The sequence below is a fragment of the Variovorax robiniae genome (assembly GCF_037889955.1).
Classification (GTDB): Bacteria; Pseudomonadota; Gammaproteobacteria; order Burkholderiales; family Burkholderiaceae_C; genus Variovorax; species Variovorax robiniae.
On record NZ_JBBKZS010000002.1, the window covers coordinates 370,736 to 397,000 of the forward strand.

Annotated in this window: 24 protein-coding genes and 2 tRNA genes; 13 read left to right on the forward strand and 13 right to left on the reverse strand. The window is 66.1% G+C overall.

Annotation, left to right across the window (positions count from 1 at the left end):
• Positions 1-97 precede the first annotated feature (97 nt).
• Complete coding sequence (locus WKW79_RS05935) at positions 98-1,972, forward strand: DUF3300 domain-containing protein (RefSeq protein WP_340334185.1); 1,875 nt, start codon at positions 98-100, stop codon at positions 1,970-1,972.
• A 21-nt stretch (positions 1,973-1,993) separates the two neighbouring features.
• Here WKW79_RS05935 and WKW79_RS05940 read toward each other — a convergent pair whose 3' ends face one another.
• On the reverse strand, positions 1,994-3,220 hold the full coding sequence (locus WKW79_RS05940; protein ID WP_340334186.1) for an FAD-dependent oxidoreductase: 1,227 nt from the start codon (positions 3,218-3,220) through the stop codon (positions 1,994-1,996).
• A gap of 134 nt (positions 3,221-3,354) precedes the next feature.
• On the opposite strand from WKW79_RS05940, the gene WKW79_RS05945 reads away from it, so the two are divergent.
• A complete protein-coding gene (locus WKW79_RS05945; protein ID WP_340334187.1) occupies positions 3,355-3,561 on the forward strand; it encodes a dodecin in 207 nt (68 codons plus the stop codon).
• A 67-nt stretch (positions 3,562-3,628) separates the two neighbouring features.
• Here WKW79_RS05945 and WKW79_RS05950 read toward each other — a convergent pair whose 3' ends face one another.
• Positions 3,629-4,603, reverse strand: a complete 975-nt coding sequence (locus tag WKW79_RS05950) for a DUF3616 domain-containing protein (protein WP_340334188.1) — start codon at positions 4,601-4,603, stop codon at positions 3,629-3,631.
• A 117-nt stretch (positions 4,604-4,720) separates the two neighbouring features.
• Between WKW79_RS05950 and WKW79_RS05955 the strand changes: the two genes are divergently transcribed.
• Positions 4,721-5,440, forward strand: a complete 720-nt coding sequence (locus WKW79_RS05955) for a hypothetical protein (RefSeq protein WP_340334189.1) — start codon at positions 4,721-4,723, stop codon at positions 5,438-5,440.
• An 11-nt stretch (positions 5,441-5,451) separates the two neighbouring features.
• Here the strand turns inward: WKW79_RS05955 and WKW79_RS05960 are convergent, their stop codons facing one another.
• From WKW79_RS05960 to polA, 3 genes are all read right to left on the reverse strand, one after another.
• Positions 5,452-5,667, reverse strand: coding sequence for a hypothetical protein (locus WKW79_RS05960; protein WP_340334190.1), 216 nt, complete (start codon positions 5,665-5,667; stop codon positions 5,452-5,454).
• Between the two features lie 64 nt (positions 5,668-5,731).
• Complete coding sequence (locus WKW79_RS05965; protein WP_340334191.1) at positions 5,732-6,631, reverse strand: ZIP family metal transporter; 900 nt, start codon at positions 6,629-6,631, stop codon at positions 5,732-5,734.
• 91 nt (positions 6,632-6,722) lie between these two features.
• Positions 6,723-9,518, reverse strand: a complete 2,796-nt coding sequence (gene polA / locus WKW79_RS05970) for a DNA polymerase I (protein WP_340334192.1) — start codon at positions 9,516-9,518, stop codon at positions 6,723-6,725.
• A gap of 98 nt (positions 9,519-9,616) precedes the next feature.
• On the opposite strand from polA, the gene WKW79_RS05975 reads away from it, so the two are divergent.
• From WKW79_RS05975 to WKW79_RS05985, 3 genes are read left to right on the forward strand one after another with little or no spacing between them, the layout of a single operon-like run.
• Entirely contained in the window at positions 9,617-9,991 is a 375-nt protein-coding gene (locus WKW79_RS05975; protein WP_340334193.1) for a hypothetical protein, read from the forward strand.
• A 6-nt stretch (positions 9,992-9,997) separates the two neighbouring features.
• Positions 9,998-11,044: a homoserine kinase gene (locus WKW79_RS05980; protein ID WP_340334194.1), complete on the forward strand. Its 1,047-nt coding sequence runs from the start codon at positions 9,998-10,000 to the stop codon at positions 11,042-11,044.
• Between the two features lie 2 nt (positions 11,045-11,046).
• Positions 11,047-11,850, forward strand: a complete 804-nt coding sequence (locus tag WKW79_RS05985) for a BPSS1780 family membrane protein (protein ID WP_340334195.1) — start codon at positions 11,047-11,049, stop codon at positions 11,848-11,850.
• 132 nt (positions 11,851-11,982) lie between these two features.
• On the opposite strand, the gene WKW79_RS05990 is transcribed toward WKW79_RS05985, so the two are convergent.
• Positions 11,983-14,427: a UvrD-helicase domain-containing protein gene (locus tag WKW79_RS05990; protein ID WP_340334196.1), complete on the reverse strand. Its 2,445-nt coding sequence runs from the start codon at positions 14,425-14,427 to the stop codon at positions 11,983-11,985.
• Positions 14,428-14,661: 234 nt separating this feature from the next.
• Here WKW79_RS05990 and WKW79_RS05995 point away from each other — a divergent pair, with 234 nt between their 5' ends.
• Entirely contained in the window at positions 14,662-15,639 is a 978-nt protein-coding gene (locus tag WKW79_RS05995) for a GMP reductase (RefSeq protein WP_340334197.1), read from the forward strand.
• Here WKW79_RS05995 and WKW79_RS06000 read toward each other — a convergent pair.
• Entirely contained in the window at positions 15,632-16,501 is an 870-nt protein-coding gene (locus WKW79_RS06000; RefSeq protein ID WP_340334198.1) for an alpha/beta hydrolase, read from the reverse strand. The two genes, WKW79_RS05995 and WKW79_RS06000, sit on opposite strands and share 8 nt — an antisense overlap.
• 88 nt (positions 16,502-16,589) lie before the next feature.
• Between WKW79_RS06000 and WKW79_RS06005 the strand changes: the two genes are divergently transcribed.
• Positions 16,590-16,665: transfer RNA gene (locus WKW79_RS06005), tRNA-Ala, on the forward strand.
• A 57-nt stretch (positions 16,666-16,722) separates the two neighbouring features.
• Here WKW79_RS06005 and WKW79_RS06010 read toward each other — a convergent pair.
• Positions 16,723-17,430 (reverse strand): SDR family NAD(P)-dependent oxidoreductase, encoded by a 708-nt coding sequence (locus WKW79_RS06010; RefSeq protein ID WP_340334199.1) that lies wholly within the window; start codon positions 17,428-17,430, stop codon positions 16,723-16,725.
• Positions 17,431-17,653: 223 nt separating this feature from the next.
• Here WKW79_RS06010 and WKW79_RS06015 point away from each other — a divergent pair.
• A tRNA-Lys gene (locus tag WKW79_RS06015) sits at positions 17,654-17,729 on the forward strand.
• 109 nt (positions 17,730-17,838) lie between these two features.
• Here WKW79_RS06015 and WKW79_RS06020 read toward each other — a convergent pair.
• Entirely contained in the window at positions 17,839-18,063 is a 225-nt protein-coding gene (locus WKW79_RS06020) for a hypothetical protein (protein ID WP_340334200.1), read from the reverse strand.
• A 114-nt stretch (positions 18,064-18,177) separates the two neighbouring features.
• On the opposite strand from WKW79_RS06020, the gene WKW79_RS06025 reads away from it, so the two are divergent.
• A complete protein-coding gene (locus tag WKW79_RS06025) occupies positions 18,178-18,735 on the forward strand; it encodes a GAF domain-containing protein (protein WP_340334201.1) in 558 nt (185 codons plus the stop codon).
• 97 nt (positions 18,736-18,832) lie between these two features.
• Here the strand turns inward: WKW79_RS06025 and WKW79_RS06030 are convergent, their stop codons facing one another.
• Both WKW79_RS06030 and orn read right to left on the reverse strand, forming a co-directional pair.
• On the reverse strand, positions 18,833-20,695 hold the full coding sequence (locus WKW79_RS06030; protein WP_340334202.1) for a DEAD/DEAH box helicase: 1,863 nt from the start codon (positions 20,693-20,695) through the stop codon (positions 18,833-18,835).
• Between the two features lie 207 nt (positions 20,696-20,902).
• Positions 20,903-21,484 (reverse strand): oligoribonuclease, encoded by a 582-nt coding sequence (gene orn, locus WKW79_RS06035; protein ID WP_340334203.1) that lies wholly within the window; start codon positions 21,482-21,484, stop codon positions 20,903-20,905.
• Positions 21,485-21,543: 59 nt separating this feature from the next.
• Here orn and WKW79_RS06040 point away from each other — a divergent pair, with 59 nt between their 5' ends.
• From WKW79_RS06040 to rsgA, 3 genes are read left to right on the forward strand one after another with little or no spacing between them, the layout of a single operon-like run.
• The gene (locus tag WKW79_RS06040; protein WP_340334204.1) at positions 21,544-22,806 is read left to right on the forward strand and encodes a M48 family metallopeptidase; all 1,263 of its coding nucleotides are present in this window, start codon (positions 21,544-21,546) and stop codon (positions 22,804-22,806) included.
• Between the two features lie 20 nt (positions 22,807-22,826).
• Entirely contained in the window at positions 22,827-23,171 is a 345-nt protein-coding gene (locus WKW79_RS06045; RefSeq protein ID WP_340334205.1) for a 4a-hydroxytetrahydrobiopterin dehydratase, read from the forward strand.
• 27 nt (positions 23,172-23,198) lie between these two features.
• Positions 23,199-24,140: a ribosome small subunit-dependent GTPase A gene (gene rsgA, locus WKW79_RS06050; protein WP_422823824.1), complete on the forward strand. Its 942-nt coding sequence runs from the start codon at positions 23,199-23,201 to the stop codon at positions 24,138-24,140.
• Positions 24,141-24,167: 27 nt separating this feature from the next.
• Here the strand turns inward: rsgA and hisC are convergent, their stop codons facing one another.
• On the reverse strand, positions 24,168-25,253 hold the full coding sequence (gene hisC, locus WKW79_RS06055; RefSeq protein WP_340334206.1) for a histidinol-phosphate transaminase: 1,086 nt from the start codon (positions 25,251-25,253) through the stop codon (positions 24,168-24,170).
• Between the two features lie 3 nt (positions 25,254-25,256).
• Complete coding sequence (locus WKW79_RS06060; RefSeq protein WP_340334207.1) at positions 25,257-26,258, reverse strand: CobD/CbiB family protein; 1,002 nt, start codon at positions 26,256-26,258, stop codon at positions 25,257-25,259.
• Positions 26,259-26,265: the final 7 nt, after the last annotated feature.

Sequence of the window (26,265 nt, forward strand, 5' to 3'; positions counted from 1 at the left end):
GGGGCGGCGGCACCGGCTGTCAGCGCCGTGTCGTCCGGTGGCGGAGGATCCACGTTGAAAGCTGGGGAGGACCACGACGACATCCTTGAATGACGCGATGACCTCTGCTCCCTCTCCCCTCTCCGGCGCCCCCGCCTCCAAACTCCTGGTTCTGGCCATCTGCGCAGGCGCCTTGACGCTGGCCGGCTGCGACAAGCTCAAGGGCGTCCCCAATCCCACCGCGCCGCCGGCGCCTGCCCCGAGTTCCGAGGCGGCACCTCCGTCGGCCGCACCGGCACCGCAGGCCGTCACCGTCGCGGCACCGGCGCAGCCACCGGCCTGGACGCCGCCCACGGCGGAACAACTCGACCAGCTTGTGGCCCCGATCGCGCTCTATCCCGACAAGCTGGTCGCGCAGGTCCTCGCCGGCGCCGCCTGGCCCGACCAAGTCAGCGCCGCCGACCAATGGCTGGACCAGAACCGGACGCTCAAGGCCGGCCCGCTGGCCGACGCCGCTGAACTGCAGCCTTGGGACCCGAGCATCAAGTCCCTCACCGCCTTCCGCCCCGTGCTCGACCAGATGGCGAACAACCTGCCGTGGACGACCGCGCTCGGGCAGGCCTACTACAACGACCCGGACGGCACGCTGGCCGCCATCCAGACGATGCGCCAGCGCGCGTCGCGGGCCGGCAAGCTCAAGAGTACGCCCAAGCTGCGCGTCGCCGCCGCACCGGGGCCCGATGCCTACATCACCATCGCGCCCGCCCAACCTGACATGGTCTACGTGCCGAGCTACGACCCGCAAGTCATCTATGGCGAACCGGTTCCCGTGTACCCCGGCTATGCCTGGTCGCCACCGGTGTACGCGGAGCCGCGCTACAGCAATGCGCAGATCGCCACCGCCGGCCTGCTGACGTTCGGCGCCGGCGTGGTGGTCGGCTCCGCGCTGCAGCGGCACGACTGGGGCTGGAACGCCTGGAACATGAACTGGGGCCGGCCGGCTCCCTACCCGCGCGGCGCGCGTCCGCCCCATGCTGCGCCGGTCTATGAGAGACCGACCGTGGTCTACAACCGCACGGCGTACGTGTCGCGCTCGGAAACGGTGATCCAGAACAACACGCGCAACAACTTCTTCAACGGCAACAACGGCGCCAGGTCGCAACAGTTGCAGGCACAACAGGCCCAGGAGCGGCAGCAACAGGCGCAAATCGACCAGATCCGCAGGCAACAGACGGCGCAGCAAGCCCAGGCGCAACAGCAGCAGGCGGCGATGCAGCGTCAGCAACAGCAGTTGCAGCGCGCCCAGCAGGAACAGGCCAGCCGGCAACAGGCGCAGGCGCAGCAAGCCCAGGCCAGACAGCAACAGCACCAGTTGCGCCAGCAGCAAGAGCAGGCACGCCAACTCCAGGCGCAGCAGGCGCAACAGGCCAGGCAGGCGCAGAACGACGCTCGACAGGCGCAGCTTCGCCAACAGCAGGCGCAGCAGCAGGGCAGGCAACAGGCGCAACAGCAGCAACAGCAGCAGCAACAGTTGCAAGCTCGGCAGGCAAGGGAATCGCAGCAGCAAGACCAGGCACGCCAGCAACAGGCCCGGCAGCTTCAGGAGCAGTCACGCCGCCAGCAAGCACAGGCGCAGCAGGCTCAGCAAGCGCAGGCGCGTCAACTCCAGGCGCAGCAGGATCAGGCGCGGCAGCAACAGCAGCACGCCCAGCAGGCACGTCAGCAGCAGATGCAGCAACAACAGGCGCAACGGCAGCAGCAGATGCAGCAACAAGCTCAACAGCAACAGGCCCAGCGCCAGCAACAAGCGGCTCAACAGCAGCTGCGACAGCAACAGGCCCAGCAACAACAGGCGCAACAACAAGCGCAACAGCTGGCCCAGGCCCGCCAGGCTCAGGCTCAGCAGGCGCAACAGCACCGTGCGCAGGAACAGCAGGCGCGCGGCAACGCGGGCCGACCCGGTCAACGACCCGACGACCCGAACAACCGGTGACGCCGACCGGTCGGCGGCGGCCTACCCCTTCCGAACGTGCTCGGGCCGCACGCCGATCCCGACTGCATAGGCCGGAATGCCCTGCAGGATCGGATAGCGCTGCGCCAGCCGCAAGATCCACGGCACCGTGAATCGCTGGCCTTTCTCCGCGCCACCCTTCAGCACCGGCGCGAGCACGCGGTTCTGCACCGCCACCTGCACCGCTTGCGTCACCTTGGCTGGAAACTCGCGCCGCTCCTGCACTTGCGCCAGCAGCGCCGTGATGGCATGGGTGCCCTCGTTCGGATCGGCCAGCACATCACGCAGGATGTTGGCCGCGGCCACCGCATCCTGCACCGCGAGGTTGATGCCGACACCGCCCACCGGAGACATCGCATGTGCCGCATCGCCAATGCACAGCAGCCCCGGCTTCCACCATTTCTCGAGCCGGTCCACGGTCACACTCAGCAGCTTCACGTCATCCCAGCTCGCGATCTGGTCCATGCGGTCGGCGAAGGTCGGCACGATCGCCGCAACGTCGGCGCGAAAGGCATCGATCCCGCGCGCCTGGATCGCCGCGATCCCGCCCTTGGCAATGACGTAGGCACATTGCCAGTAGCTGCTGCGGTCGATCGTCGCCATGAAGCGACCCGCGTCGATGTAGCCGCCCGATCCGTCCGGGTCGTCGGGGCGCTTGGGCAGGCGCATCCACAGCACGTCGATGGGCGCGCCGATGTCGCGCACCACCAGCCCGGCCGCACCGCGCAACACCGAGCGGCGCCCGTCCGCCGCCACCACCAGGTCACAGACAACCTGCGATGCACCCTCCTGAGTGATGACCTGCACACCCACCACGCGCCCATCGCGCTCGACAAGCCCGGTGGCTTCGGTGTCCAGCATCAGGCGGAATTCCGCGTACTGCTCAGCTTCGTCGCGGATGAAATCCAGGAAGTCCCATTGCGGCATCAGCGCGATGAACTTGCAGCGCGTCGACAGGTGCGTGAAATCCGCCAGGCCGATCTCCTGCCCCGAGACATGCGCGCGCAACTTGTGCGCCTCGTCATGCGGCCGGGCCAGGAAGCGGTCGAGCAGCCCCAGTTCGGCCATCACGTCCAGCGTGGACGGATGCACCGTGTCACCGCGAAAGTCGCGCAGGAAGTCGCTGTGCTTCTCCAGCACGACCACCGGCACGCCGGCACGCGCGAGCAGGAATCCAAGCATCATGCCGGCCGGCCCGCCGCCGACGATGCAGCAGCGTGCGGGATCCATGGGCGTCGCCGTGGGGTCTCTTGCAGTCATGCCGAATTGGGCCGCAACGCCAGGCAACTGTCTGTCGGCATGTACTGACAGCGTCATCGGTCATAAGATGGATCGAGTCTGCTTTCCAACCCGACGGAGACACCATGAGCACGCACATCTACAAGCACATCGAACTCACCGGCTCATCCCCGAGCAGCAGCGACGAGGCGGTGAAGAACGCGATCGCCAAGGCCAGCGAATCGGTGCGCAACATCCAGTGGTTCGAAGTGCTGGAAACGCGCGGCCATGTGAAGGATGGCAAGGTCGCGCATTGGCAGGTGACGCTGAAGGTCGGCTTCACCCTCGAGTGATCGCTGGAGTACGGTTCCGCTCCGCGACCCGATCTTGGGGCCCTCCCTGCGAGATCTTCACGCCCTGCTAGGGGCTGAAGCGCAGGCTCCGGAACGTGCGCTCGGCCGGCGGGCGGTCCTTGCATTCGACACCGCCCGAGGTCAGGCCGCCATCGTCGCTGAGCAATTGCATCTCCTTGCTGCCCGGGATGGTGAAGAGCGCCTCGGGACGCAAGGTGCCGAGGTCCACGTGACTCAATTGCACCTGCGCATCCGCCGCCTTCCCCGACCAGCGGAAGAGCGCGAAGGTGCCCGTGTCGGCGGTCGGGCCAGCGACCAGCAGGTAGCCTTCGCCAGTCGTTTCCATGCTGCGCAAGCCACGCCGGCCCAGCGGCAGCTTGACAGGCGCGCCCCATGCGGACGGCCGGCCTTCCAGCACCTCCAGCGGATTCAGCAGCGGCATCACGAGCGCATCGCGGCCGATCAATGGATTGCGAAATCCCACCAGCAGTGGCCCTTGCGGCGTCGCCGCCAGGCTCTCGATGTTGAAGCCGCCCTCCGCTTCCGGTGCGCGCTGTGCGGCCTGTCCCAGGCCCAGTTGCTGTCCCGCCGGCGTCGCCAGCAGGTCCGCCTGCAGTCCCGCATAGGCCTTGCCGACGGGACGCAGCGTGGGGGGCGTGGTCGACGCATCAATATCGGTCGCGAAGAAGCGCTGTCGCGCCGGACGCGGCTTCGCATTCTTGTTGCGGCCGTGCGAGCTGATCCAATAGATGCGGTTGCCGACCGTGGCTGCGCCCTCGATGTCGGATTCCTCGTCGCTGCTGCCGAGGAACGTGGCCAGCGGAAGGGTCGAAACCGCCTCCGGTTGGCCGTTGCGGTAGATGCGCAGGATGTTGTCCTCGTCGCTCGCCACCACGAAGTGATCCGGGCCCAGCGCCGAGGCGGCCGACGCATCGCAGGTGCCTCGGTAGACCATCACCTCCCGTGCCGGCGCCGCAGCAACGCACAGCGTGGCCGCACCCGCAAGAGCGAGGGAGACGGCGCGCATGGCGAATTTGGCCATCCTTGAATGCTATGAGCTCGACATATCCGCGGACTCCCCAGCAGAAGGGATGCCGAATCGCGCCAGCGCGCGCACGCTGGACGCTCCATTCATCCCATGCTGACGGGCGGCCTTGTCATGTCTCGAAAAAAGGTTCTCTGGGTCGTCCACTACGACGACGTCAACGGCTTCCTTGAGAGCGCGCGGCAGTACGGCGCGACAGGCGTGGCGATCCACACCGACAATGACGTGCGCAAGGCCATCGACGTGTTCCACGCGGCGGGCATGGCGGTCTACGCGTGGCGCCGGCCCTCGGCCTTGCGGGATCCGGCCATGCGGGAAGCGCAAGGGGCCGTCGAACTCTTCGCGCACGGCCTCGACGGCTACTACGTCGGCCCCGAAGGTGCGCCGGGCCAGGCCACCTGCGACTGGGACCGCCCGGGCCTCGCGGACCTGGCCACCAGTTTCTGCGAGACCGTCAGCAGTGCGGCCAACGGCCGGCCCTTCGGCGTGACCTCGCACTACCGCGCGATGGCGCAGCACCCGCACCTGCCCTGGGCCGCGTTCTTCGCGCATGCGACGGTGCTGCTGCCGCTCGCATGCTGGCGCGGCGCCAAGGGAAAGGTGGGGCACGGCGACCCGGCCGACACCTATGCCACCTCGATCAGGCTGTGGGAGGCAGCCGGCGCCGAACACGACCTCATCGTGCCGATGGCCGGCGAACTGGACAAGGTGACGGCCGCGGAAATCACGGCCTACGCCGCCAAGGCCACATCGGAAGGCGTGGAAGACCTTCACTTCTACGCCGACCGGCCCTCCGTCAAGGCCGCCGTGCGCGCGGCGGTCCGCAACGCCTGAGGGCGCGGCAACTAATCAGGCGCCTGCATCACGCGATCGAACTCCTCGTCGATCGGCACATTGTCGGCATCGAGTTCGCTGGCATCGCTCAGGTCGATACCGGTTTCTTCTTCCAGTTCGCCGGCCAGGTCGTCCTCGGACGCGTCCAGGCCATCGCCAAGCATGGGAACGTCGGGCGCGCCAGGGGGCGGTTTGACGGTACGGCGGGTGGATGGGGCCCTGCTCATGATCGTGCTCCTTGGATTTTTCCTCTCAGACCCCCCGATGGTGCGCCTGATTTGGCTCCAAAGGTTAAATCCGAGCAGGTTCCGATGTCGTCGGACGATACGCCGCGTGCGGCTCGCCATGGCCATGCCCGTGGTCATGGTCATGCCCGCCATGCGCCAGGCGGCTCACACCTGTGACCAGGACGATCCCGACCGCCAGCCAGGCAATCTGCGCCGCGGTCTGGCGCGTGGTCAGGCGCTTCTGCAACTGCGGGATCAGGTCGGCCAGCGCCACGTAGATGAAGCTGCTGCTGGCCAGCACGAGGAAGTACGGCAGCAGGCCGTGCAGCGAGTCGACCAACGCCCAGCCGACCACCCCGCCCAGGGCCGTCATGGTGCCCGCCAGCGACACCTTGACCAGCGCGGCACGCGGGTTGGCCGAGGTCTGGCGCAACACCACCAGGTCACCAATGTGGTGCGGCACCTCGTGCGCCAGCACCGCCAGCGCGGCGACCATGCCCAGGCGCAGGTCGGCGATGAAGGCGGAAGCGATCAGCACGCCGTCGCCGAAGCAATGCACGCTGTCGCCGGTCAGCACGGCCCAGCCGCCCGCGCGCGGCTGGTCATGGTGGTGCGCATGCGCATGGGCATGGCCATGGCCGTGGTCGTGATGCGCCTCGCCGTGGTCGTGATGGTGCTCATGCCCGTGATGCCACAACTCAGCCTTGTCGAGCAGGAAGAACACCACCAGCCCGAACAGCAGCATCGCGAACAGCGTGGCCGGCTCCAGGCCACTTTCGAAGGCCTCGGGCAGCAGGTGCATGAAGGCGGTGGCCAGCAGTGCGCCGGCCGCCAGGCTCAGCAGGTATTGGGCGCCGTGGGCGCTGTCGTTGCGCTGCACGCCCAGGCGCAGCAGCAGGGCCGCAATCCAGACGCTGCCGATGCCGGCGACCAGGGTGGCAACGATGATGGCGATCAGGTTCATGGGTCAAAACAAAAGCCGCCCCGAAGGACGGCTCAAATGCGCTCAGCGCGAATGCCGGACGGTTTTCATCTTATCAATCGTGTCAAGCGGCTCAGTGCGCCTTGTCCCAGTTCGGTCCGAAGCCGATCTCGGCCAGCAGCGGCACTTTCAACGCGGCCACCCCGGCCATGATGCGCGGGATCTCGGTGCGAACCCAGTCGGCCTCGGCCTCGGGCACTTCGAAGACCAGTTCGTCGTGCACCTGCATGATCATCTTCGTGCCGCGCTGCTCGGCATCGAGCACACGCTGCACCTCGACCATGCTCAGCTTGATGAGGTCGGCCGCCGTGCCTTGCATCGGCGCGTTGATGGCGGCCCGCTCGGCGCCGCCGCGGCGCGGGCCGTTGGGCGAATTGATCTCGGGCAGGTAGAGGCGGCGGCCGAACACTGTCTCGACGTAGCCCTTTTCCTTGGCCAGCGCCTTGGTCTCGTCCATGTAGACCTTTACCCCGGGATAGCGTTGGAAGTATTTGTCGATATACGCCGCGGCCGCCTTGTTCTCGATGCCCAGGTTGCGCGCCAGGCCGAAGCTGCTCATGCCATAGATCAACCCGAAGTTGATCACCTTGGCATAACGCCGCTGCTCGCTCGACACCTGGTCCGGCGTGCTGCCGAAGACTTCGGCGGCGGTCGCGCGGTGCACGTCGATGCCGTCGGTGAAGGCACGCAGCAGCGAAGCGTCGTCGCTCAGGTGGGCCATGATGCGCAGCTCGATCTGCGAGTAGTCGGCACTCGCGATCACACTGCCGGCCGGCGCCACGAAGGCCTCGCGCACGCGGCGGCCTTCGGGCGTGCGGATCGGGATGTTCTGCAGGTTCGGGTCGTTGCTGCTGAGGCGCCCCGTCACCGCCACCGCCTGCGCGTAGTGCGTGTGCACGCGGCCGCTGCGCGGATTCGCGAGCTGGCCCAGCTTGTCGGTATACGTGCCCTTGAGCTTCGACAGGCCGCGGTGCTCCAAGATCTTGGCCGGCAGCGGGTAGTCCTCGGCCAGCTTCTCGAGCACCTCCTCATCCGTGCTGGGCGCGCCGCTCGGCGTCTTCTTGATCACCGGCAGGCCGAGCTTGTTGAAGAAGATCTCGCCGATCTGCTTGGGCGAGCCGAGGTTGAACGGCTGGCCCGCGATCTCGTAGGCCTCCTGCTCCAGCGCCATGATGCGGGTGCCGAGTTCGTGGCTCTGCGCCGACAGCTGCGCCGCGTCGATCAGCACCCCGTTGCGTTCGACGCGATACAACGCCTCGCTGCTGTCCATCTCCAGTTGGTAGATGAATGACAGCTTCTCGTCGGCTTGCAACTGCGGCCACAGCACGAGGTGCACGTCGAGCGTCTGGTCGCTGTCCTCGCAGGAATATTCGGCCGCCTTGTCGATCGCCACCTGGCTGAACGAGATCTGGTGCGCACCCTTGCCACAGAGGTCTTCATAGTCGATGCCGCTGCGGCCCAGGTGGCGCTCGGCCAGGCTCGCCAGTCCGTGCGGCTTGTGCACTTCGAGCACGTAGCTCTGCAGCATCGTGTCGTGCGCATAGCCCTGCACCTCGATGCCGTGGTTCGCGAACACGTGGCGGTCGTACTTGACGTGCTGGCCGAGCTTCTTCTTCGCGCCGTTCTCGAGCCAGGGCTTGAGCTTCGCGAGCACCTCGTCGCGAGACAGTTGCGCCGGTGCATCGGGATAGTTGTGACCGACCGGCACATAAGCGGCCTCGCCCGGCTTCACGCTGAAGCTGATGCCGACAATTTCGGCGCGGCTCTCGTCGAGCGAGGTGGTCTCGGTATCGATCGCGACCAATTCGGCGGCCTCGATCTTCGCGAGCCAGGCGTCGAACATCTCCCACGTCATGACGGTGTCGTAGGCCAGGTTGCTGACCTTCTCTGCCGCTGCCATCGCCGGCTCGTCGAACAGGCCCGGATTGGGGTTGGCACCCTTCTCACCCTTGCTGCTCTCCTCGATGAGTTCCGGCGGCACGGCATGCGTTTCCAGCGTCTTCACCAGGCTCTTGAAACCGTACTTCTCATAGAAGGTCTTCAGCTCATCCACCTGCTGTGCGCCGGGCACCAGCGCGTCCAGTGCGGGCAGCCCGCTCACATGCTCGGCCAGATCGCAGTCGGTGCGGATCGTCACCAGTCGCTTGCCCTGCGGCAGCCAGTCCAGCGCCTTGCGCAGGTTCTCACCGGCCTGGCCCTTCACCTCCGCCGCACGCGCAATCAGACCATCGAGCGATCCGTACTCCAGCAGCCACTTGGCAGCAGTCTTGGGCCCGACCTTCTCCACCCCCGGCACGTTGTCCACCGAATCGCCCACCAGCGTCTGATAGTCGATCATCAGGTTCGGCGGCACGCCGAATTCGGCCGTCACGCCAGCCACGTCGCGCTTCTTGCCGTTCATCGTGTCGATGATCGTGATGTGCTCGTCCACCAACTGGCTCATGTCCTTGTCGCCGCTCGAAACGATCACCTCCACGCCCTGGTCGGCGGCGGTGCGGGCCAGCGTGCCGATCACGTCGTCCGCCTCCACGCCCGGCACCACCATCACCGGCCAGCCGAGCAAACGCACCACCTCGTAAATCGGCGCCACCTGGCTGCGCAGGTCATCAGGCATGGGCGAGCGGTTGGCCTTGTACTCGCCATACCAGTCGTCGCGAAAGGTCTTGCCCGGCGCGTCGAAGACGCAGGCAGCGTAGTCGGCCCGAACCTCGCGCCGCAGCGCCTGGGTCATGTTGATCATCCCGCGGATGGCGCCGGTGGCGGGGCTGGTCGCGTCGCCGGGCACGGCGCGCAGGTCCGGCATGGCGTGGAAGGCACGGTAAAGGTAGCTCGATCCGTCGACGAGCAGCAGCGTTTTCTTGTCGGTCATCGGGCCATTTTGCCCGGCGCCGAAAGCGTCCCCGGCTGACGCGCGCCACCCACACCTTCTGGCAACGCGGGCATGAGCGGCGGCCTACAATCCGGGTCATGCGCCGACTCCATTTGCCGCCCGTTCGCCATACCCTTGCGGTATTCGCCTGTGTATTGCCGCTGGCCGCAGTGCAGGCCCAGACCCCATCCCCGGCGCCGGCGCAGCCCGCGCCGGACCAGCGGCCCGTCCCGGACGGCGCATCGGGCCGGCAGAACCAGAAGATCGAGAACATCCACGTCGAGGACGGCAACGCCACGGTCGACGAAGTCCGCTATGGCGGGCAGACGCAGAGCATCACCGTCAAGCCCAAGGGCACCGCGCCCGAGTACGAGGTGCTGCCGGGCACCGGCGCCCGCGTGCAGCAGGGCCAGCCTGGCCAGTCCGACGCCGGGGGCAATGGCCCGCGCGTCTGGAACGTCTTCAAGTTCTGAACGTCCGTGGCTGTCTTCACGGAAGTCGCGCCGGACGAAGCGCGCGCGCTGCTCCAGCGCCTGGACCTGGGTGAACTGCGCGAACTGCGCGGCATCCAGGGCGGTATCGAGAACACCAACTATTTCGCCACCACCGACCGCGGCGAATACGTGCTGACGCTCTTCGAGCGCCTGCACTTCGACCAGCTCCCCTACTATCTCTGCCTGATGCAGCACCTGGCCGAACGCGGCATTCCGGTGCCCGCACCGGCCGCCGACCCGGCCATCCACCTCGCGCCGATGGGCCACGCCCTGGAACGCGCCGCCAACGCGCCTTGCGAGCTGCTGCACACGGTGCAGGGCAAGCCGGCGGCGGTGGTGCAGAAGCTGGCCGGCCACAGCGAACTCCAGCCGACCGCCGCGCATTGCAACGAACTGGGTCGCCTGCTGGCACGCATGCACCTCGCGGCACGCGACTTCCCGCGCATCCAGCCCAACCTGCGCGGGCTGCCCTGGTGGAACGAAACCACGCCCGTGGTGCTGCCCTACCTCGACGCCCCGCAATCCGCCCTGCTGCAGAGCGAACTGGCCTACCAGAACCACGTGGCCGAGTCCCCCGCCTACCAGGCCCTGCCGCGCGGCCCGATCCATGCCGACCTGTTCCGCGACAACGCCATGTTCTCGGTGGACGACGACGGCAATCCGCACCTCACCGGCGTCTTCGACTTCTACTTCGCAGGCACCGACACCTGGCTGTTCGACCTCGCGGTGTGCCTCAACGACTGGGCCATCGACCTGCCCACCGGTACACCCGACGCGCATCGCACCGCCGCCCTGCTCGACGCCTACTGCGCCGTGCGCCCCCTGAACCCGGCCGAACGCAAGCTGCTGCCCGCCATGCTGCGCGCCGCCGCGCTGCGCTTCTGGATCTCGCGCCTGTGGGACTTCCACCTGCCGCGCGAAGCCAGCATGCTCAAGCCGCACGACCCCACGCATTTCGAACGCGTGCTGCGGCAGCGCGTCCGGCAACTTGACGATCCGATCCACGTGCGGCCCCCATTGCAGGCCGCCTGACCATGAAACTTCACCTCGTCCCAGCCCGCTCAGGCGTCGAATGGGTCCGCCTCGGCCTGCGCACATTCTGGGGTCAGCCGCTGGCCTTCATCTCGCTGTTCTTCGCCTTGATGGCGCTGATCTCGATCGTCGCGCAGGTGCCCTTCCTCGGCGGCTTCCTGCCCTTCCTGTTCGTCCCGGTGCTGACGCTGGGCATGATGGTTGCCGCCTCGGTGGCGAGCAACCCCGAGACGCCGAAGCCCGTCGGCCCCGCCATGTTCCGCGCGGCCATCGAGGCCTTGCGCCTGCGCTGGCGGCCGATGATGGTGCTGGGCGTCATCTCGGCCCTTTATTTCGCGGTGGTGGTCGGGCTTTCCGCGATCATCGATGGCGGCCTGGTCGCGGGCGCCTACCTGCTCAACAACAACCTCACGCCGGAAGTCATGGCCGGCAAGCGCTTCCAGCTGGCCCAGTTGTTCGTGATGTGCCTGAACCTGCCGCTGTCGCTGGCCATGTGGCATGCGCCGGGGCTCGTGCACTGGCACGGCGTCGAGCCGGTCAAGAGTTTGTTCTTCAGCCTGGTGGCGCTGTTTCGCAACTTCAGCGCCTACGCGATGTTCCTGCTGTGCTGGTTCGGCGTCTGCATGATCGCCGCGGTTGGCTTTGCGCTGATCGCGACGCTGCTGGTGGGTGTCGGCGCGCTGGCGCTGGGGGATGCGGCGTCGGTGCTGGGCGGCGCGCTCATGATCGCCTGCGCGCTGTCGCTGGCGGCGATGCCACTCAGCTCCACCTGGTTCAGCTTTCGCGACACTTTCGAAGGGGATTGACTCACCCCCGAATGCGCCTTCGGCGCTCCCCCTCAAGGGGGCGCACCCGGTGGCCCGGCAAAGCCGGTTCCACGGGCGCCCACGAAAAGAGTTCGGCGTTGCTTGCTCTGTTCGTGAGTTCAAACGGCGCGGTCAAACCGGTGTGAGCTTCGCCACCGACAAGGCCAGCCACTTGATCCCGTGCCGCGAGAACTTGATCTGCGCGCGCGCATCGTCCCCGCTGCCTTCGAGCGCCATCACCGTGCCTTCGCCGAATTTGTTGTGGAACACCTGCTGGCTGATGCGCAGCCCGTGCGAGGGGGCGGCTTTCTGCACCGGCACGGGGCCGCTGCCATAGGTTTCAGGGGCGCGGCTGCCGCCGCCGTAACCGCCACTGCCGTATCCACCGCTGCCGCCATAGCCTGAGCCCGAACCGTAGCGATTCCCCGAAGCGCCACCGCCCGAACGCCCCGCGCCCGCCGAGCCGCCGTATCCCCCGAAGCCCTGCTGCTTCGGCGTCAGCCACTTCAACGCGCCCTCGGGCAACTCCTCGAAGAAGCGGCTGCGCAAGTTGTAGCGCGTCTGCCCGTGCAGCATCCGCGTCTGCGAATGGCTCAGGTACAGCCGCTTGCGCGCACGCGTGATCGCGACGTACATCAGCCGGCGTTCTTCCTCCAGGCTGTCGCGGTCGCTCATCGAGTTCTCGTGCGGGAACAGGCCCTCTTCCATGCCGGTGATGAACACGCAATCGAATTCCAGCCCCTTGGCGGCGTGCACGGTCATCAGCTGCACCGCGTCCTGCCCGGCCTTGGCCTGGTTGTCGCCGGACTCGAGCGCCGCATGCGTGAGGAAGGCGGCCAGCGGGCTCAACGTCTCGCCGGTGTCGGCATCGGGCGTGAGGTCGGCCAGCGGGATGTCCAGCAGTGGCCGGCTGGGATCGATGCCCTGGCTGGCGGCGCTCTGGCGCAATTCGTCCACCGGCAGCGCCACCGCATCGCGGCCAAAGCCTTCCTGCGTGACGAAGCTCTCGGCCGCGTTCACCAGTTCGTCCAGGTTCTCCAGCCGGTCGGCGCCTTCGCGGTCCGCCTTGTAGTGCTCGACCAGGCCGCTGTGGTCCAGCACCAGCTCGATGATTTCCTTGAGCGAGATGCCCTGCGTTTGCTCGCGCAGCACGTCGATCTTGGAGACGAAGGCGGACAGGTTGGAACCGGCTTTGCCCGGCAACGCCGAGACCGCATCGTGCAGCGACTGCCCGCGCGCCCGCGCCGCATCCTGCAATAGCTCGATGCTCCGCGCACCGATGCCGCGCGGCGGGAAGTTCACCACGCGCAGGAAGCTGGTGTCATCGTCCTTGTTCTCTAGCAGGCGCAAGTAGGCCAGCGCATGCTTGATTTCCGCGCGCTCGAAGAAGCGCAGCCCGCCGTACACGCGGTACGGCACCGAGGCATTGAACAACGCAGTTTCAATGACCCGGCTCTGCGCATTGCTGCGATAGAGCACCGCCATCTCGCTGCGGTCGATGCCGTCGCGCACCAGTTGCCGGATCTCGTCGACCATCCATTGCGCCTCGGCGAAATCGCTGGTCGATTCATACACCCGCACCGGCTCGCCCGGCCCCTGCTCGGTGCGCAGGTTCTTGCCGAGCCGCTTGGTGTTGTGGCCGATCAGCGCATTGGCCGAGTCGAGGATGTTGCTGTAGCTGCGGTAGTTCTGCTCCAGCTTGATCTGCTGCTGCACGTCAAACTCGCGCACGAAGTCCGCCATGTTGCCCACGCGCGCGCCGCGGAAGGCATAGATGCTCTGGTCGTCGTCGCCCACCGCGACCACGCTGTTGCTGCCGGGACGGAAAGTGCCTTCGACAGTCACGCCAGAAAGCATCTTGATCCAGGCGTACTGCAAGCGATTCGTGTCCTGGAATTCGTCGATGAGGATGTGCGCAAAGCGGCGTTGGTAATGCTCGCGCACCGGGTCGTTGTCGCGCAACAGTTCGTAGCTGCGCAGCATCAGTTCACCGAAGTCGACCACGCCTTCGCGCTGGCATTGCTCCTCGTAGAGCTGGTAGAGCTCGACCTTCTTGCGATCGTCCTCGCTGCGCACCTCGACGTCGCGTGGACGCAGGCCGTCTTCCTTGGCGCCGGCAATGAACCACTGCGTCTGCTTGGCCGGAAAGCGCTCGTCATCGACGTTGAACTGCTTCATCAGCCGCTTGATGGCCGAGAGCTGGTCCTGCGTGTCCAGGATCTGGAAGGTGGACGGCAGCCCGGCCAGTTTCCAGTGCGCGCGCAGGAAGCGATTGCACAGGCCGTGGAAGGTGCCGATCCACATGCCGCGCACGTTCACCGGCAGCATGGCCGACAGCCGCGTCATCATTTCCTTGGCGGCCTTGTTGGTGAAGGTCACGGCCAGGATGCCGCCCGGCGACACCTGCCCGGTCTGCATCAGCCATGCGATGCGCGTGGTCAGCACGCGGGTCTTGCCGGAACCGGCGCCCGCCAGGATCAGCGCGTTGCCCGCGGGCAGAGTGACGGCGGCCAGTTGCTCCGGATTGAGGTTCTGCAGCAGGGGCGAGCCAGTCTGTGGCGCAAGTTCGGTGAGCATCCTTCGATTGTAGGAAGCGCGCCCACCCCGGTCGCGGCGCATCTGCGCGGCGTATAGGGGGTATACGAACACGCTTTGAGTCCGCCCCGATGCGATGGCGTAGAATCAGACACCGGGCCCAAGTTTCTTGCGCCCGGTTTTTTGTGGGCGTCCCTTCGCGGGGCGTCGCAAAGGCCGGCCGGACCAAGCGCTCATTCGTTCAATCAAACGATCCTTTCAGGAGCCTGGTTCATCATGGAAATCTTCGACTACGACAACATCCTTTTGCTCCCGCGCAAGTGCCGCGTGGAAAGCCGTTCCGAGTGCGACGCCAGCGTCGAGCTGGGCGGCCGCAGCTTCCGCATCCCGGTCGTGCCGGCCAACATGAAGACCGTGGTCGACGAGACCATCTGCCTCTGGCTGGCGCAGAACGGCTACTTCTACGTGATGCACCGCTTCGACCTCGACAACGTCAAGTTCGTCCAGGACATGCAGGCCAAGGGCGTGTTCGCCTCCATCTCGCTCGGCGTGAAGAAGGCCGACTACGACACGGTCGACCAGTTCGTCGCCAAGGGCCTGGTGCCCGAGTACATCACCATCGACATCGCCCACGGCCATGCCGACAGCGTGAAGAACATGATCGGCTACCTCAAGGAGAAGCTGCCGAAGTCCTTCGTGATCGCCGGCAACGTCGGCACGCCCGAAGCCGTGATCGACCTCGAGAACTGGGGCGCCGACGCGACCAAGGTGGGCATCGGCCCGGGCAAGGTCTGCATCACCAAGCTCAAGACCGGCTTCGGAACCGGTGGCTGGCAACTGTCGGCGCTCAAGTGGTGCGCGCGCGTGGCCACCAAGCCGATCATTGCCGACGGCGGCATCCGCGACCATGGCGACATTGCCAAGAGCATCCGCTTCGGCGCCTCGATGGTGATGATCGGCTCGCTGTTCGCGGGCCACGAGGAATCGCCCGGCAAGACGGTCGAGGTGGACGGCGTGCTGTTCAAGGAGTACTACGGCTCGGCCAGCGACTTCAACAAGGGCGAGTACAAGCACGTCGAAGGCAAGCGCATCCTGGAGCCAATCAAGGGCAAGCTGGCCAACACGCTCGTCGAGATGGAGCAGGACGTGCAGAGCTCGATCAGCTACGCCGGCGGCAAGAAGCTGATGGACATCCGCAAGGTCAACTACGTGACCCTCGGCGGCGACAACGCCGGCGAACACCTGCTCATGTAGCTTGCAGCAGCAGCTCCATCGCCAGTTGATGGAGCCTGTGGTCCGGCGTTGCCAGCGCATCGACGATGCTGAAGTGGTGGAGCCCCGGCAGCGCCTCGCAGACGGGCACGGCGCGCCGGCCCCAGGCGCGCCGGATCAACACGTTGTGGCGCAGGAACTCCTCGCTCTCCTCCGCACCGACCACGGTGTACAGGTGTCCGTTCCGGGGCGCCTTCCACAACGCCGGGCTGGCGCGGCGCGCATCCTCCTCGGTCAGCCGGAGCGAAATCTGCAGCGAAGGCGTGTGCATCAGCGGCAGCAACTCGTACAAGCCCGACAGGGACAGTGCATTGCGCACCGTCAGCACGGGCAGCCCGAGCGCCTTCCAGTCGCAGCCCAGCAGCATGGCCGCCAAATGGCCCCCCGCGGAATGGCCGACGATCGTGATGCGCGCCGGATCGCCACCGTGTTCCGCGATGTGGCGCGAGGTCCAGGCCAGCGCCTTCACCATCTGAAGGGCGATATCGGGAATCGTCACGGGCTGCTCGACAGCTCCCGGGCACAGCGCGTAATTGGGCACCACTACGCAGACGCCTCGCTTGTTGAAGACGGGCGCCAGGAACGAGTGGTCGCGCTTGTCCAGCGCACGCCAGTAGCCCCCATGGATGAACACCAGCACCGGTGCGTTTGCATCGGCCGCGCGGAACACGTCGAGCGTTTCGTTGGCGCCGTCGCCGTAGCGCAGGTCGACACCCTCCGGCTGGGCCGCCCGGACGCGGGCCGAAAACTCCGCCCACCGCGCGAAGTACGCGGGATGTCCGGGCACACGCGCCCGGTTGTCGTACATGCGGTCGAGCCAGGCGGGATCGTCATGCGGCGCCATGTGCAATTCCTTGTGATGCGGACGAAGGGGTCATGATCTTTGCACGCCACGCGAATACGCGTGAATCGCGCTACACTCGCACCGCGTTGGGGGGGTAGCTCAGCTGGGAGAGCGCCGCGTTCGCAATGCGGAGGTCGGGAGTTCGATCCTCCTCCTCTCCACCAACGAATCCAAAAGGCCTTGGCATCCGCCAGGGCCTTTTCCTTTGGCGGACCCTTCGGTCAGTCCAGCAAGAGATGCTGTCCGTGCAGCGCCTCCGCGCCCGCCGACGCCAGATACGCGACGGTCTGCGCCGCCACCGCCGTCGACACCCAATCGGCCGGATTGGCGTCCGGCATGGCCTGCCGATTGGCCGGCGTGTCCAGGATCGTCGGCGCGATGCTGTTGACGCGGATGCCGTGTGGCTTCAACTCCGCCGCCGATGCTTCCACCAGGCGCTGCAGCGCACTCTTCGATGCCACGTAGGCCGACATCGCCGCCAGCCCGCGCGAGGCCGACCCGGCGCTGACCGCGACCACGCAACCGCTCTTGCGTTCGATCATCGCCGGCACGAAGGCCTGGCTTACTGCGACGAAGGACCAGGCGTTGAGGTTCATCATGCGATCCCAACTTGCGCGCTCCAAGGCATGCACCGGCGCTCCCATCTCGAAGCCGCCTGCCACATGCACCACCGCATCGACGTGCTGGAACGACGCCAGCACCTTCGCCGCCGTCTCGCCCATCGACTGCGCGGAGGTCACATCGCAGGCCATCAGCAAGTGCGCCGAGTTGTCGAGCCCGGGAAAGGCCTCGGCCAGCTTGTCGGCATGGTGGTCGAGCAAGGCGATGCGAGCGCCCAAGTCGAGGAATTGTTGCGCGACCGCACGGCCCAGCGCGCCTGCGGCGCCGGTGAGCACGACATGTGCGGGAGTGGAAGCAGGCTCGGTCATGGGAGGTGTCCTTGAGAAGTGCGCAAAGGTGCGGAAGGCGCGCATCCTAGCGCCGCGCCTCCTTCGACAGTGCAGCATGGATTCCCGCGTCAGATAAATGTGATCCGAACCTTGTAAGAGGCGTAACCCCTTCAAAAGTCATGCTATACTCGTGGGCTTGGAAGTTAACGACACAGCAATGTATCGCTGGCATCCAAACCTGATCACAGCAATGTGAGCTCAGGGGCTCTTAGCTCAGTTGGTAGAGCAGCGGACTCTTAATCCGTAGGTCGAGTGTTCGAGTCACTCAGGGCCCACCACCAACAATGAAAAGCCTGCTACTTCATCGGTAGCAGGCTTTTTTCATTGGCGCGGCCAACGTCGCCACGATGCCGTTGCCACCGCCGCCCAAGACTCCTCCCCCCGAACTCAACGCCGAGGAAAGCGCTTGATCATGCTGCGCCCCAACGACGTGATCGAGGCGACGACTGCGGGCGGCTGATCGTAGCCATCGAGCGTTCGCACCGGCTTCGGAATCGTTGCCTTGATGTGCCCGGCCAGCGCCAGCACGCGCACCGCGTCCACATCCCTTCCATGCGTCACGGCAACAGGCAGCGTCAGTTCGGACAATCGGTGCAAAAGGTCGAGGGCCACGGCACCAGTATGCTGGCGAAATCATTGTTTCCTTGTCTAAACTTGATCGATCGACCAAGCCTGAGGACCATTTCATTGAACTTGTTAACCAAAGACCACGGATACGAACCGGACATGTTGGAAGTCCGCATCTCCGAACTGCTGGTGGCCACGCCCGAAGGGGGCGACGACCTGATCAGCGACGTGGTTCCCGATGTCCTGCGCCTGTTGCGCGAGCACCTGAAGATGGACGTGGTGTTCGTCTCGGAGTTCGTGGACAACCGGCGCGTGTTCCGGCGCGTGGAGACAGCACCGGGCAAGCGCCCCATCGAAGTCGGCCAGTCTGACCCACTTGAAGAAAGCTTCTGCCAGCGCGTCATCGACGGCCGCCTGCCTCGCATGGTGAGCAACACCGCGGACTACGTCGTCTCGGCCGGCCTGCCCGAAACGCCCTTCCCGGTCGGCGCACACCTGAGCACGCCGGTCATCCTGAACGATGGGCGCGTGTACGGCACGCTCTGCTGCTTCAGCTTCGCACCCAACGACGAACTCACGCAACGCGACCTGAAGAAGCTGGAGATGTCCGCCCAGCTTGCGGCGCGCCGCATCGACCAGGAGAACGCACGTGCAGCCGAAAAGGCCATGGCGAACTGGTCGCTCGAACCGCAACAGGAACTCGCCCGTCGGCGTTGATCGCCGGCACGGCGCCTGGCGCAAAAGTCGCCAATGCCCAATGAACAAAGGCCCGCTCCTTTCGGAAGCGGGCCTTTGTCATGGTGCTATCGCCTGATCAGCGGCTGGGCTTGAAGCCGCGCTTCTGCTGCGCGTCGCGCGGCACGAAGACCTTGCCGCCACCGCCGTGGCCACGGGGCGCGCCGCCGAAGCCTTCATTGCGGCCACCGCCGCCGAAGTTGCCGCGCGGGGCGGCGTTGTCGCCCCAGCCCGGCTTGCGGCCGTAGTTGCCTTCACCACCACGGTCGCGATCACCACCGAAGCCGGCGTTGTGACCGCCGCCGAAGCCGCGCGGAGCGCCGGCACCCATCGGGGGGCGTGCGCCACGGTCGTTGAAGCCGCTGGCGCCGGCATAGCCGCCGCTCGGGCCGCCACGATGGCCACCGCCATTGCCGCCGCCGAACTTGCGGTCACGCGAATGGAAGTCGCGCGAATCGCCACGGTCACGGCCACCGCCGAAGCCTTGCGGACGCGATTGCGGCATGCGCTGCTGCGGTTCCAGGCCAGGAATGGTCTCGGCCTTGAAGTTCTGGTGGCTGTAGTGCTCGATGTCCATGATCTTGCGGCGATCGCGGAACTCGGCGAACGTGACAGCGATGCCATCGCGGCCGGCACGGCCGGTGCGGCCGATGCGGTGGGTGTAATCCTCCGCCTTCATCGGCAGGCCGAAGTTGAACACGTGCGTGATGGTCGGCACGTCGATGCCGCGGGCAGCCACGTCGGTCGCGACGAGGATCTGCACCTGGCCTTGGCGCAGGGCCATCAGGCGGCGGTTGCGCAGGCCCTGGCTCAGGGCGCCGTGCAGTGCGACAGCGCTGAAGCCATCTTGCTGCAGGTCGTTGGCGAGGCCGTCGCACTCGACTTGCGTGCTGGCGAAAACGATCGCCTGGTTGATCGTGGTGTCACGCAGCCAGTGGTCGAGCATCTTGCGCTTGTGGACCATGTTGTCGGCCCAGTACAGCGACTGCTTGATGTTCGCGTGCTTCTCTTGCGGCGAATCGATCTGCACCTTTTGCGGCGCGCGCATCACGCGGGCGGCCAGTTGCTGGATGCGCGGCGCGAAGGTCGCACTGAACATCATCGTCTGCTTGCGCTCGATGGTCAGCTGGTTGACTTCGGCGAGGTCGTCCGCGAAACCCAGGTCGAGCATGCGGTCGGCTTCGTCGACGACGAGGAATTGCACCTGGTCGAGCTTGATCTGCATCGAACGTTGCAGGTCCAGCAGGCGGCCGGGCGTGGCGACCACGAGGTTGGCGTTCTGCAGCTTGGCGATTTGCAGCTGGTACGGCATGCCGCCGACCACGCTGGCGACGCGCAGGCCGCGGCAGTGGCGAACCAGGTCGATGGCGTCATGGGCGACCTGCTGCGCGAGTTCGCGCGTCGGGCACAGGATCAGGGCGCCGGGGGTGGCGGCCTTGAAGTTGCGCGGGCTGGTCGGGTCCTTGCGCTTGGCCTTCTTCGGGGGCGCTTCGCCGCGGGCGATGGCTTCGTCGCACTGGCGCTGGAACTCGGCTTGCGCGGCGGCAGCGGCTTCGGCTTCCTGCTTCAGCAAGGTGTGCAGCACGGGCAGCAGGAAGGCCGCGGTCTTGCCGCTGCCGGTCTGGCTCGAAACCATCAGGTCGATGAACTTCGAGGCGCCGTCGTTGCTGCCCATGGCCAAGGGGATGACCTTGTCCTGCACGGTGGTCGGCTGGTCGTAGCCGAGGTCGGCGACGGCGGCGATCAGTTCCTGGGCCAGGCCGAGGCGGATGAAGCCGTTGGGCGCCTTGGGCGCGGTTTCGACTTGTTCTTCGGCGGCGACGTCGAGCGTGTCCAGCAAGGTGATGTCGGAATGCGATTCGGCGGGCGCGAAATCGTTGATGGAAGCGGATGCGGATTGCACAGGCGCGAACTCGCCCTGCACTTCAAAAGCGTCAGTCATGTAACTTTTTTCTCTACGCGAGCGCTGCCGTAGGCGGCGCCCCGTCGGGTGGTTAAGAACATCAACCATCCAACGACATACAGCGATCGCTTTCGCGAAGGCCGGGCCCATTCGTTTGGGCGCTAGTGCAAGACGGGGAGATGCAAGAAGTCGCTACAACGTGTAGCGAAGACTTCGATTATGACACAAATCCGGGTATTTACCTAATCAATCAAGCTTCAGTAACGTTTGTCGATAGTGAACTAGTTCATCAATCGACTCGTGGACGTCCGCCAGCGCCGTGTGCGCCTGCTGTTTCTTGAAGCCGTTGTAGGCCGCCGGCTTCCAGCGCTTGGCGATTTCCTTGAGCGTGCTGACGTCGAGGTTGCGGTAGTGGAAGTAGGCCTCCAGCTTGGGCATGAACTTCACCAGGAAGCGGCGGTCCTGGCCGATGGTGTTGCCGCACATCGGGGAGCCCTGCTTGGGAATGTAGGCCTTGATGAACTCCAGCAACTGCTCCTCGGCCGCGGCTTCATCGATGGTTGAGGCCTTGACCTTGTCGATCAGGCCGCTGCGACCGTGCGTGCCCTTGTTCCAGGCGTCCATGCCGTCGAGCACCTCGTCGGTCTGGCGGATGACGAGCACGGGGCCTTCGATGCGCGGCGTGAGGTCGGGGCCGGTGACGACCACGGCGATTTCGAGGAGGCGTTCCTTCTCGGGGTCGAGCCCGCTCATTTCGCAGTCGAGCCAGACCAGGTTCTGGTCGCTCTTCTTCAGGGTCAGGGGAGTCTGTTCAGTCGATTCGGGCATCGTGGGATTGTCGTCGAAGGCTCGCCGGCGCCGGGCGCGACGACTAAACTCGGCGGCCCATGAATGCCTCACTCGTTTTCACTTCCGCCTTCGCGGCCGCCCTGGTGGTCGACCTGCTGCTGAAGTTCTGGCTCGCTTCGCGGCAGATCCGCCACGTCGCGCAGCATCGAAACGTCGTACCCGCCGACTATGCCTCGGCGATTTCGCTCGCGTCGCACCAGAAGGCGGCCGACTACACCATCGCCAAGGCGCGCTTCGGCCTGATCGAAGTGGCCTGGGGCGCTGCCCTGCTGCTGGCCTGGACGCTGCTCGGCGGTGTCGACCTGCTCAACAGGGTGCTGCTCGACTGGCTCGGCGGCGGCATGGTGCAGCAGTTGGCATTGCTCGGCGCGTTCACGGTCATCGGCAGCCTGCTCGAACTGCCGTTCGCGCTGTGGCACACCTTCGTGCTGGAGGAGCGCTTCGGATTCAACAAGATGACGTTGAAGCGGTGGGTGCTGGACTTGCTGATCAAGACGGGCCTGTTCATCGTGTTCGGGCTGCCGATCACCGCGCTGGTGCTGTGGCTCATGGGCGCGACCGGCGCGTTATGGTGGTTCTGGGCCTGGGCCGCGGTCGCGATCTTTATGCTGCTTGCGCAACTGATCTACCCCAACGTCATCGCCCCGCTGTTCAACAAGTTCAAGCCGCTGGACGACCCGACCATCAAGGCGCGCGTCACGGCCTTGATGAAGCGCTGCGGCTTTGTCGCCAAGGGCCTGTTCGTGATGGACGGCAGCACGCGCAGCTCGCATTCCAACGCCTACTTCACCGGCTTTGGCGCCAACAAGCGCGTGGTGTTCTACGACACGCTGCTGCGCCAGCTCAGCGCCGGCGAGATGGAAGCCGTGCTGGCCCATGAATTGGGCCACTACAAGCGGCACCACATCATCAAGGCGCTCGCGCTGAGCTTCACGATGAGCCTGATCGGCTTCGCCCTTCTGGGCTGGCTCTGCGCACAGTCCTGGTTCTACACGGGGCTGGGCGTGCAGCCGAACATGAGCGCACCCAACAACGGCCTCGCGCTGCTGCTCTTCATGCTCGCGATTCCGGTCTTCACCTTCCTCATCGGGCCGCTCTTCGCACAGTTCTCGCGGCGCAACGAGTTCGAGGCGGATGCCTATGCCGTGGCCCAGACCAACGGCAACGACCTGCGCGCCGCCCTGCTCAAGCTCTATGACGACAACAAGGCCACACTGACGCCCGACCCGGTGTTCGTGAAGTTCTATTACTCGCATCCCCCCGCGTCCGAGCGCCTCGCGCGCATGGCCGTTACCACCTGATCCGAACGGAACCCCCGGGAATGTCCAGCACCAGCATGTTCAAGGCCAAGGAATGGAAGGGCCAGCCGCGGCGCGCGCTGAGCGCCACCGAAGTCGTCGCCAGCCTCGCGCGCCTCGACGGATGGAAGCTCACCGGCGACGGCGCCAACGTGGCCATCGAGAAGACCTACACCTTCGCCAACTACTTCGAGACGATCGCCTTCGTCAATGCGCTCGCGATGATCGCGCACCGCGAGGACCATCACCCCGACCTCTCCGTGCACTACAACCGCTGCGTGGTCCGCTTCAACACGCACGACGTCGGCGGCATCTCGGCCAGCGACTTCGACTGCGCCACGCAAGCCGACGCGCTGCTCGCCGCTTGAACACCGCCGCGACCATGGAACACGTCGGTGGCTAAACAGCACAGCACGCCGGCCATGGCCGACCTGGACGTCGGCATCGTGATCGCCAGCCACGGCCGCCACTGCGTGGTCGAGACGCCGGACGGCGAACAGGTGATCTGCCATCCGCGTGGCAAGAAGAGCCAGGCCGTCGTCGGCGACCGCGTGCGCTGGCAGGCGAGCGAAGACGAAGGCACGATCGAGCGCGTCGAGACGCGGCGCAACCTCTTCTACCGACAGGACGAGATCCGCACCAAGTCCTTTGCGGCGAACCTCGACCATGTGCTGATCCTGATCGCCGCCGAACCTGAGTTCTCCGAGCATCAACTGGCGCGTGCACTCATCGCGGCCGAGGCCGAGCGCATCGCGCCGATCATCGCGCTCAACAAGAGCGATCTGATCGGGCCCTTCGAACGCGCGTGGGCCAGGTTGGCACCGTACCGACGCATGCACCATGGCGTGCTGCCGCTGTCGCTGAAGGCCTCGGGCGAAGTGGATCGCGCCTCGCTGCTAAAGCTGCTGGCCGGCAAGACCACGCTGGTGCTCGGCCCCTCGGGTGCGGGCAAGAGCACGCTGATCAACCTGCTGGTGCCCGGCGCGCTCGCGCAGACCGGCGAGATCTCCAAGGCGCTCAACTCCGGCAAGCACACGACCACCAGCACCAGTTGGTACTGGGTCGACAAGGCCGGCGAGACGGCGTTGATCGACTCGCCGGGCTTCCAGGAGTTCGGCCTCAACCACATCGAGCCGATGCGGCTGGCCAGCCTGATGCCGGACATTGGCGAGCATGCGTCGAACTGCAAGTTCTACAACTGCACGCACCTGCACGAGCCCGGGTGTGGCGTGATTCCGCAAGTCGAGACGGCCACCCAGGACGGTCCGATCAGCGCGACGCGCTATCGGATCTACGGTGAGCTGTTTGCCGAATTGAGCCAGCGGCGCTTTCCCTGAGGGGCGTGCCCCGGCTTGGGCGGTGACTCAGCCCGCGAGGATGTCGTTCAGCGCATCGACCAGCATGCTGCACTGGTCGCGTGTCCCGATGCTGATGCGCAAGTACTGCGCAATGCGTGGCGAACCAAAGTGTCGGACCAGCACGGCCCGCTCCCGCAGCGCAGCGGCAAGCTCACCGGCATCGCGCTGCAGATGCCGTGCGAAAACGAAGTTCGCCTGCGATGGCAGCACCTCGAAACCCAAGTCCTCCAACTCCAGGCTCAAGCCTTCGCGCGTGTCCATGACGGCCTTGCAGGTCTGGGCGAACCACGCCTCATCCTCCAACGCGGCCACGGCGCCGGCCAACGCAGGCCGCCCCAACGGGTACGAATTGAAGGTGTTCTTGCCGCGCGTCATCGCCTCGATCAGATGCGCCTGACCGCAGGCAAAACCGACGCGCAGCCCCGCCAGCGCGCGCGACTTGGACAGCGTCTGCACCACCAGCAGATTCGGATACGTTGCAATCAGCGACAGCGCGCTGGCGCCGCCGAAATCGACATACGCCTCGTCGACCAGCACCACGCGTTGCGGGCAAGCTTGCAGCAGCCGCTCGATCTGCGCGAGTGGCAGACCGATGCCGGTCGGCGCATTCGGATTGGCCAGCACGATGCCGCCGCAACCACGCGCGGCTCGGTCGGCCAACGCGTCGATATCGATACGCAACCGATCGTCCACGGAAAGCAGCTCGCATGGGATGTCGTAGCGCTGCGCATAGACGCGATAGAAGCTGTAGGTCACATCCGGGAACAGCAGCGGCTCGCTCTGGCGAAAGAACGCGAAGAAAGCATGCGCGAGCACCTCGTCCGAACCGTTGCCGGCGAACACCTCGTCCGGGCTGAGACCGTGGCGCCGCGCGACCGCTTCGCGCAAGGCCAGAGACTCCGGATCCGGATAGCGCTCCAACCCGCTTGCAGCGGCGCGCTGGACGGCGTCGACCGCCAGTGGTGACGGCGGATACGGGTTCTCGTTGGTGTTGAGCTTGACGAGATTCGCGATGCGCGGTTGCTCGCCAGGCACATACGGTTCGAGCGCGGCCAGTCGCGGGCTGAAGAAGCTCGGCAGGGATGCGGTCATCGATCAGCCCAGGAGGCGGGCCAGCGTCAGCAATGCCAGCAACAGCATCCACATCACGACCGAGCGCCAGACCAGCCCGACCACGCTGCGCAGGTGTCCAGGCTCGGGTTCACGGCCTGGCGTGCTTCCGCTGTCCACCCCGTGAATGCTCGCGACTGACTCGCCCGCCTGGGCGCGCGAGAGCGGGTCAGTGACGGGCGCGGGACGCAGCCCGCCGCCGCCGAGCCGCACGTTCACCGCACCCGAAGTCGCGGCCAGAATCACGCCGTCGTTGATGTCCGGGAAGCGGCTCGCATCGTTGCGCCAACAGTCGATCGCGTCTTCGAAGCTGCCAACCACCGCGAAGCCCAACGCCGTGATGCGCGCCGGTACCCAATCGATCGCATGCCAGGCACGCGCCGACGAGCGCTGGACCCACACGCTGGACGGCTGCACCGAAGCGCCATCCTTGTGCGCCCAGTAGCGCGCCACGAACTCGCTCATGCGGTAGAACACCGCGCCCGCCGGTCCCAGGCCGAAGGCCGCAAGGATCGAGAACCAGGCCAGCACACCGAACACATGGCGATGCGCCGCGATCACCGAATGCTCGATCACCCGACGGATGACTTCGCTGCGCGACAGGTTGGTGGCGTCGACGCGCTGCCACTGGGCCAGCAGCGATCGCGCCAACGGATCGTCGCCGCTGTCGAGCGCGTCACGAATGCCGGTGAAGTGATGGCTGAACTGCCGGAAGCCCAGCGTCGTGTAGACCACCGCGATGCTCCAGACCACCGCGAATGGCAGGCCCAATGTGAGCACCAACCCCCAATAGATGCCGAATGACAGCAGCGTCGGCAAGCCGACCGCCAGCCCCCAGGCGATCCAGCCGTGGTGCGGCTTGCCGGCGTCGAAGTTGCGGCTGACCCAGCGCGTCCAGGCCAACACGGTGCCGTACACCGGGTTGTGATACGCAAGCGGGCGGACCTGCTCGATCAGCAAGCCGCACAGGATGGCGAAGAAGCTCATGATTTCG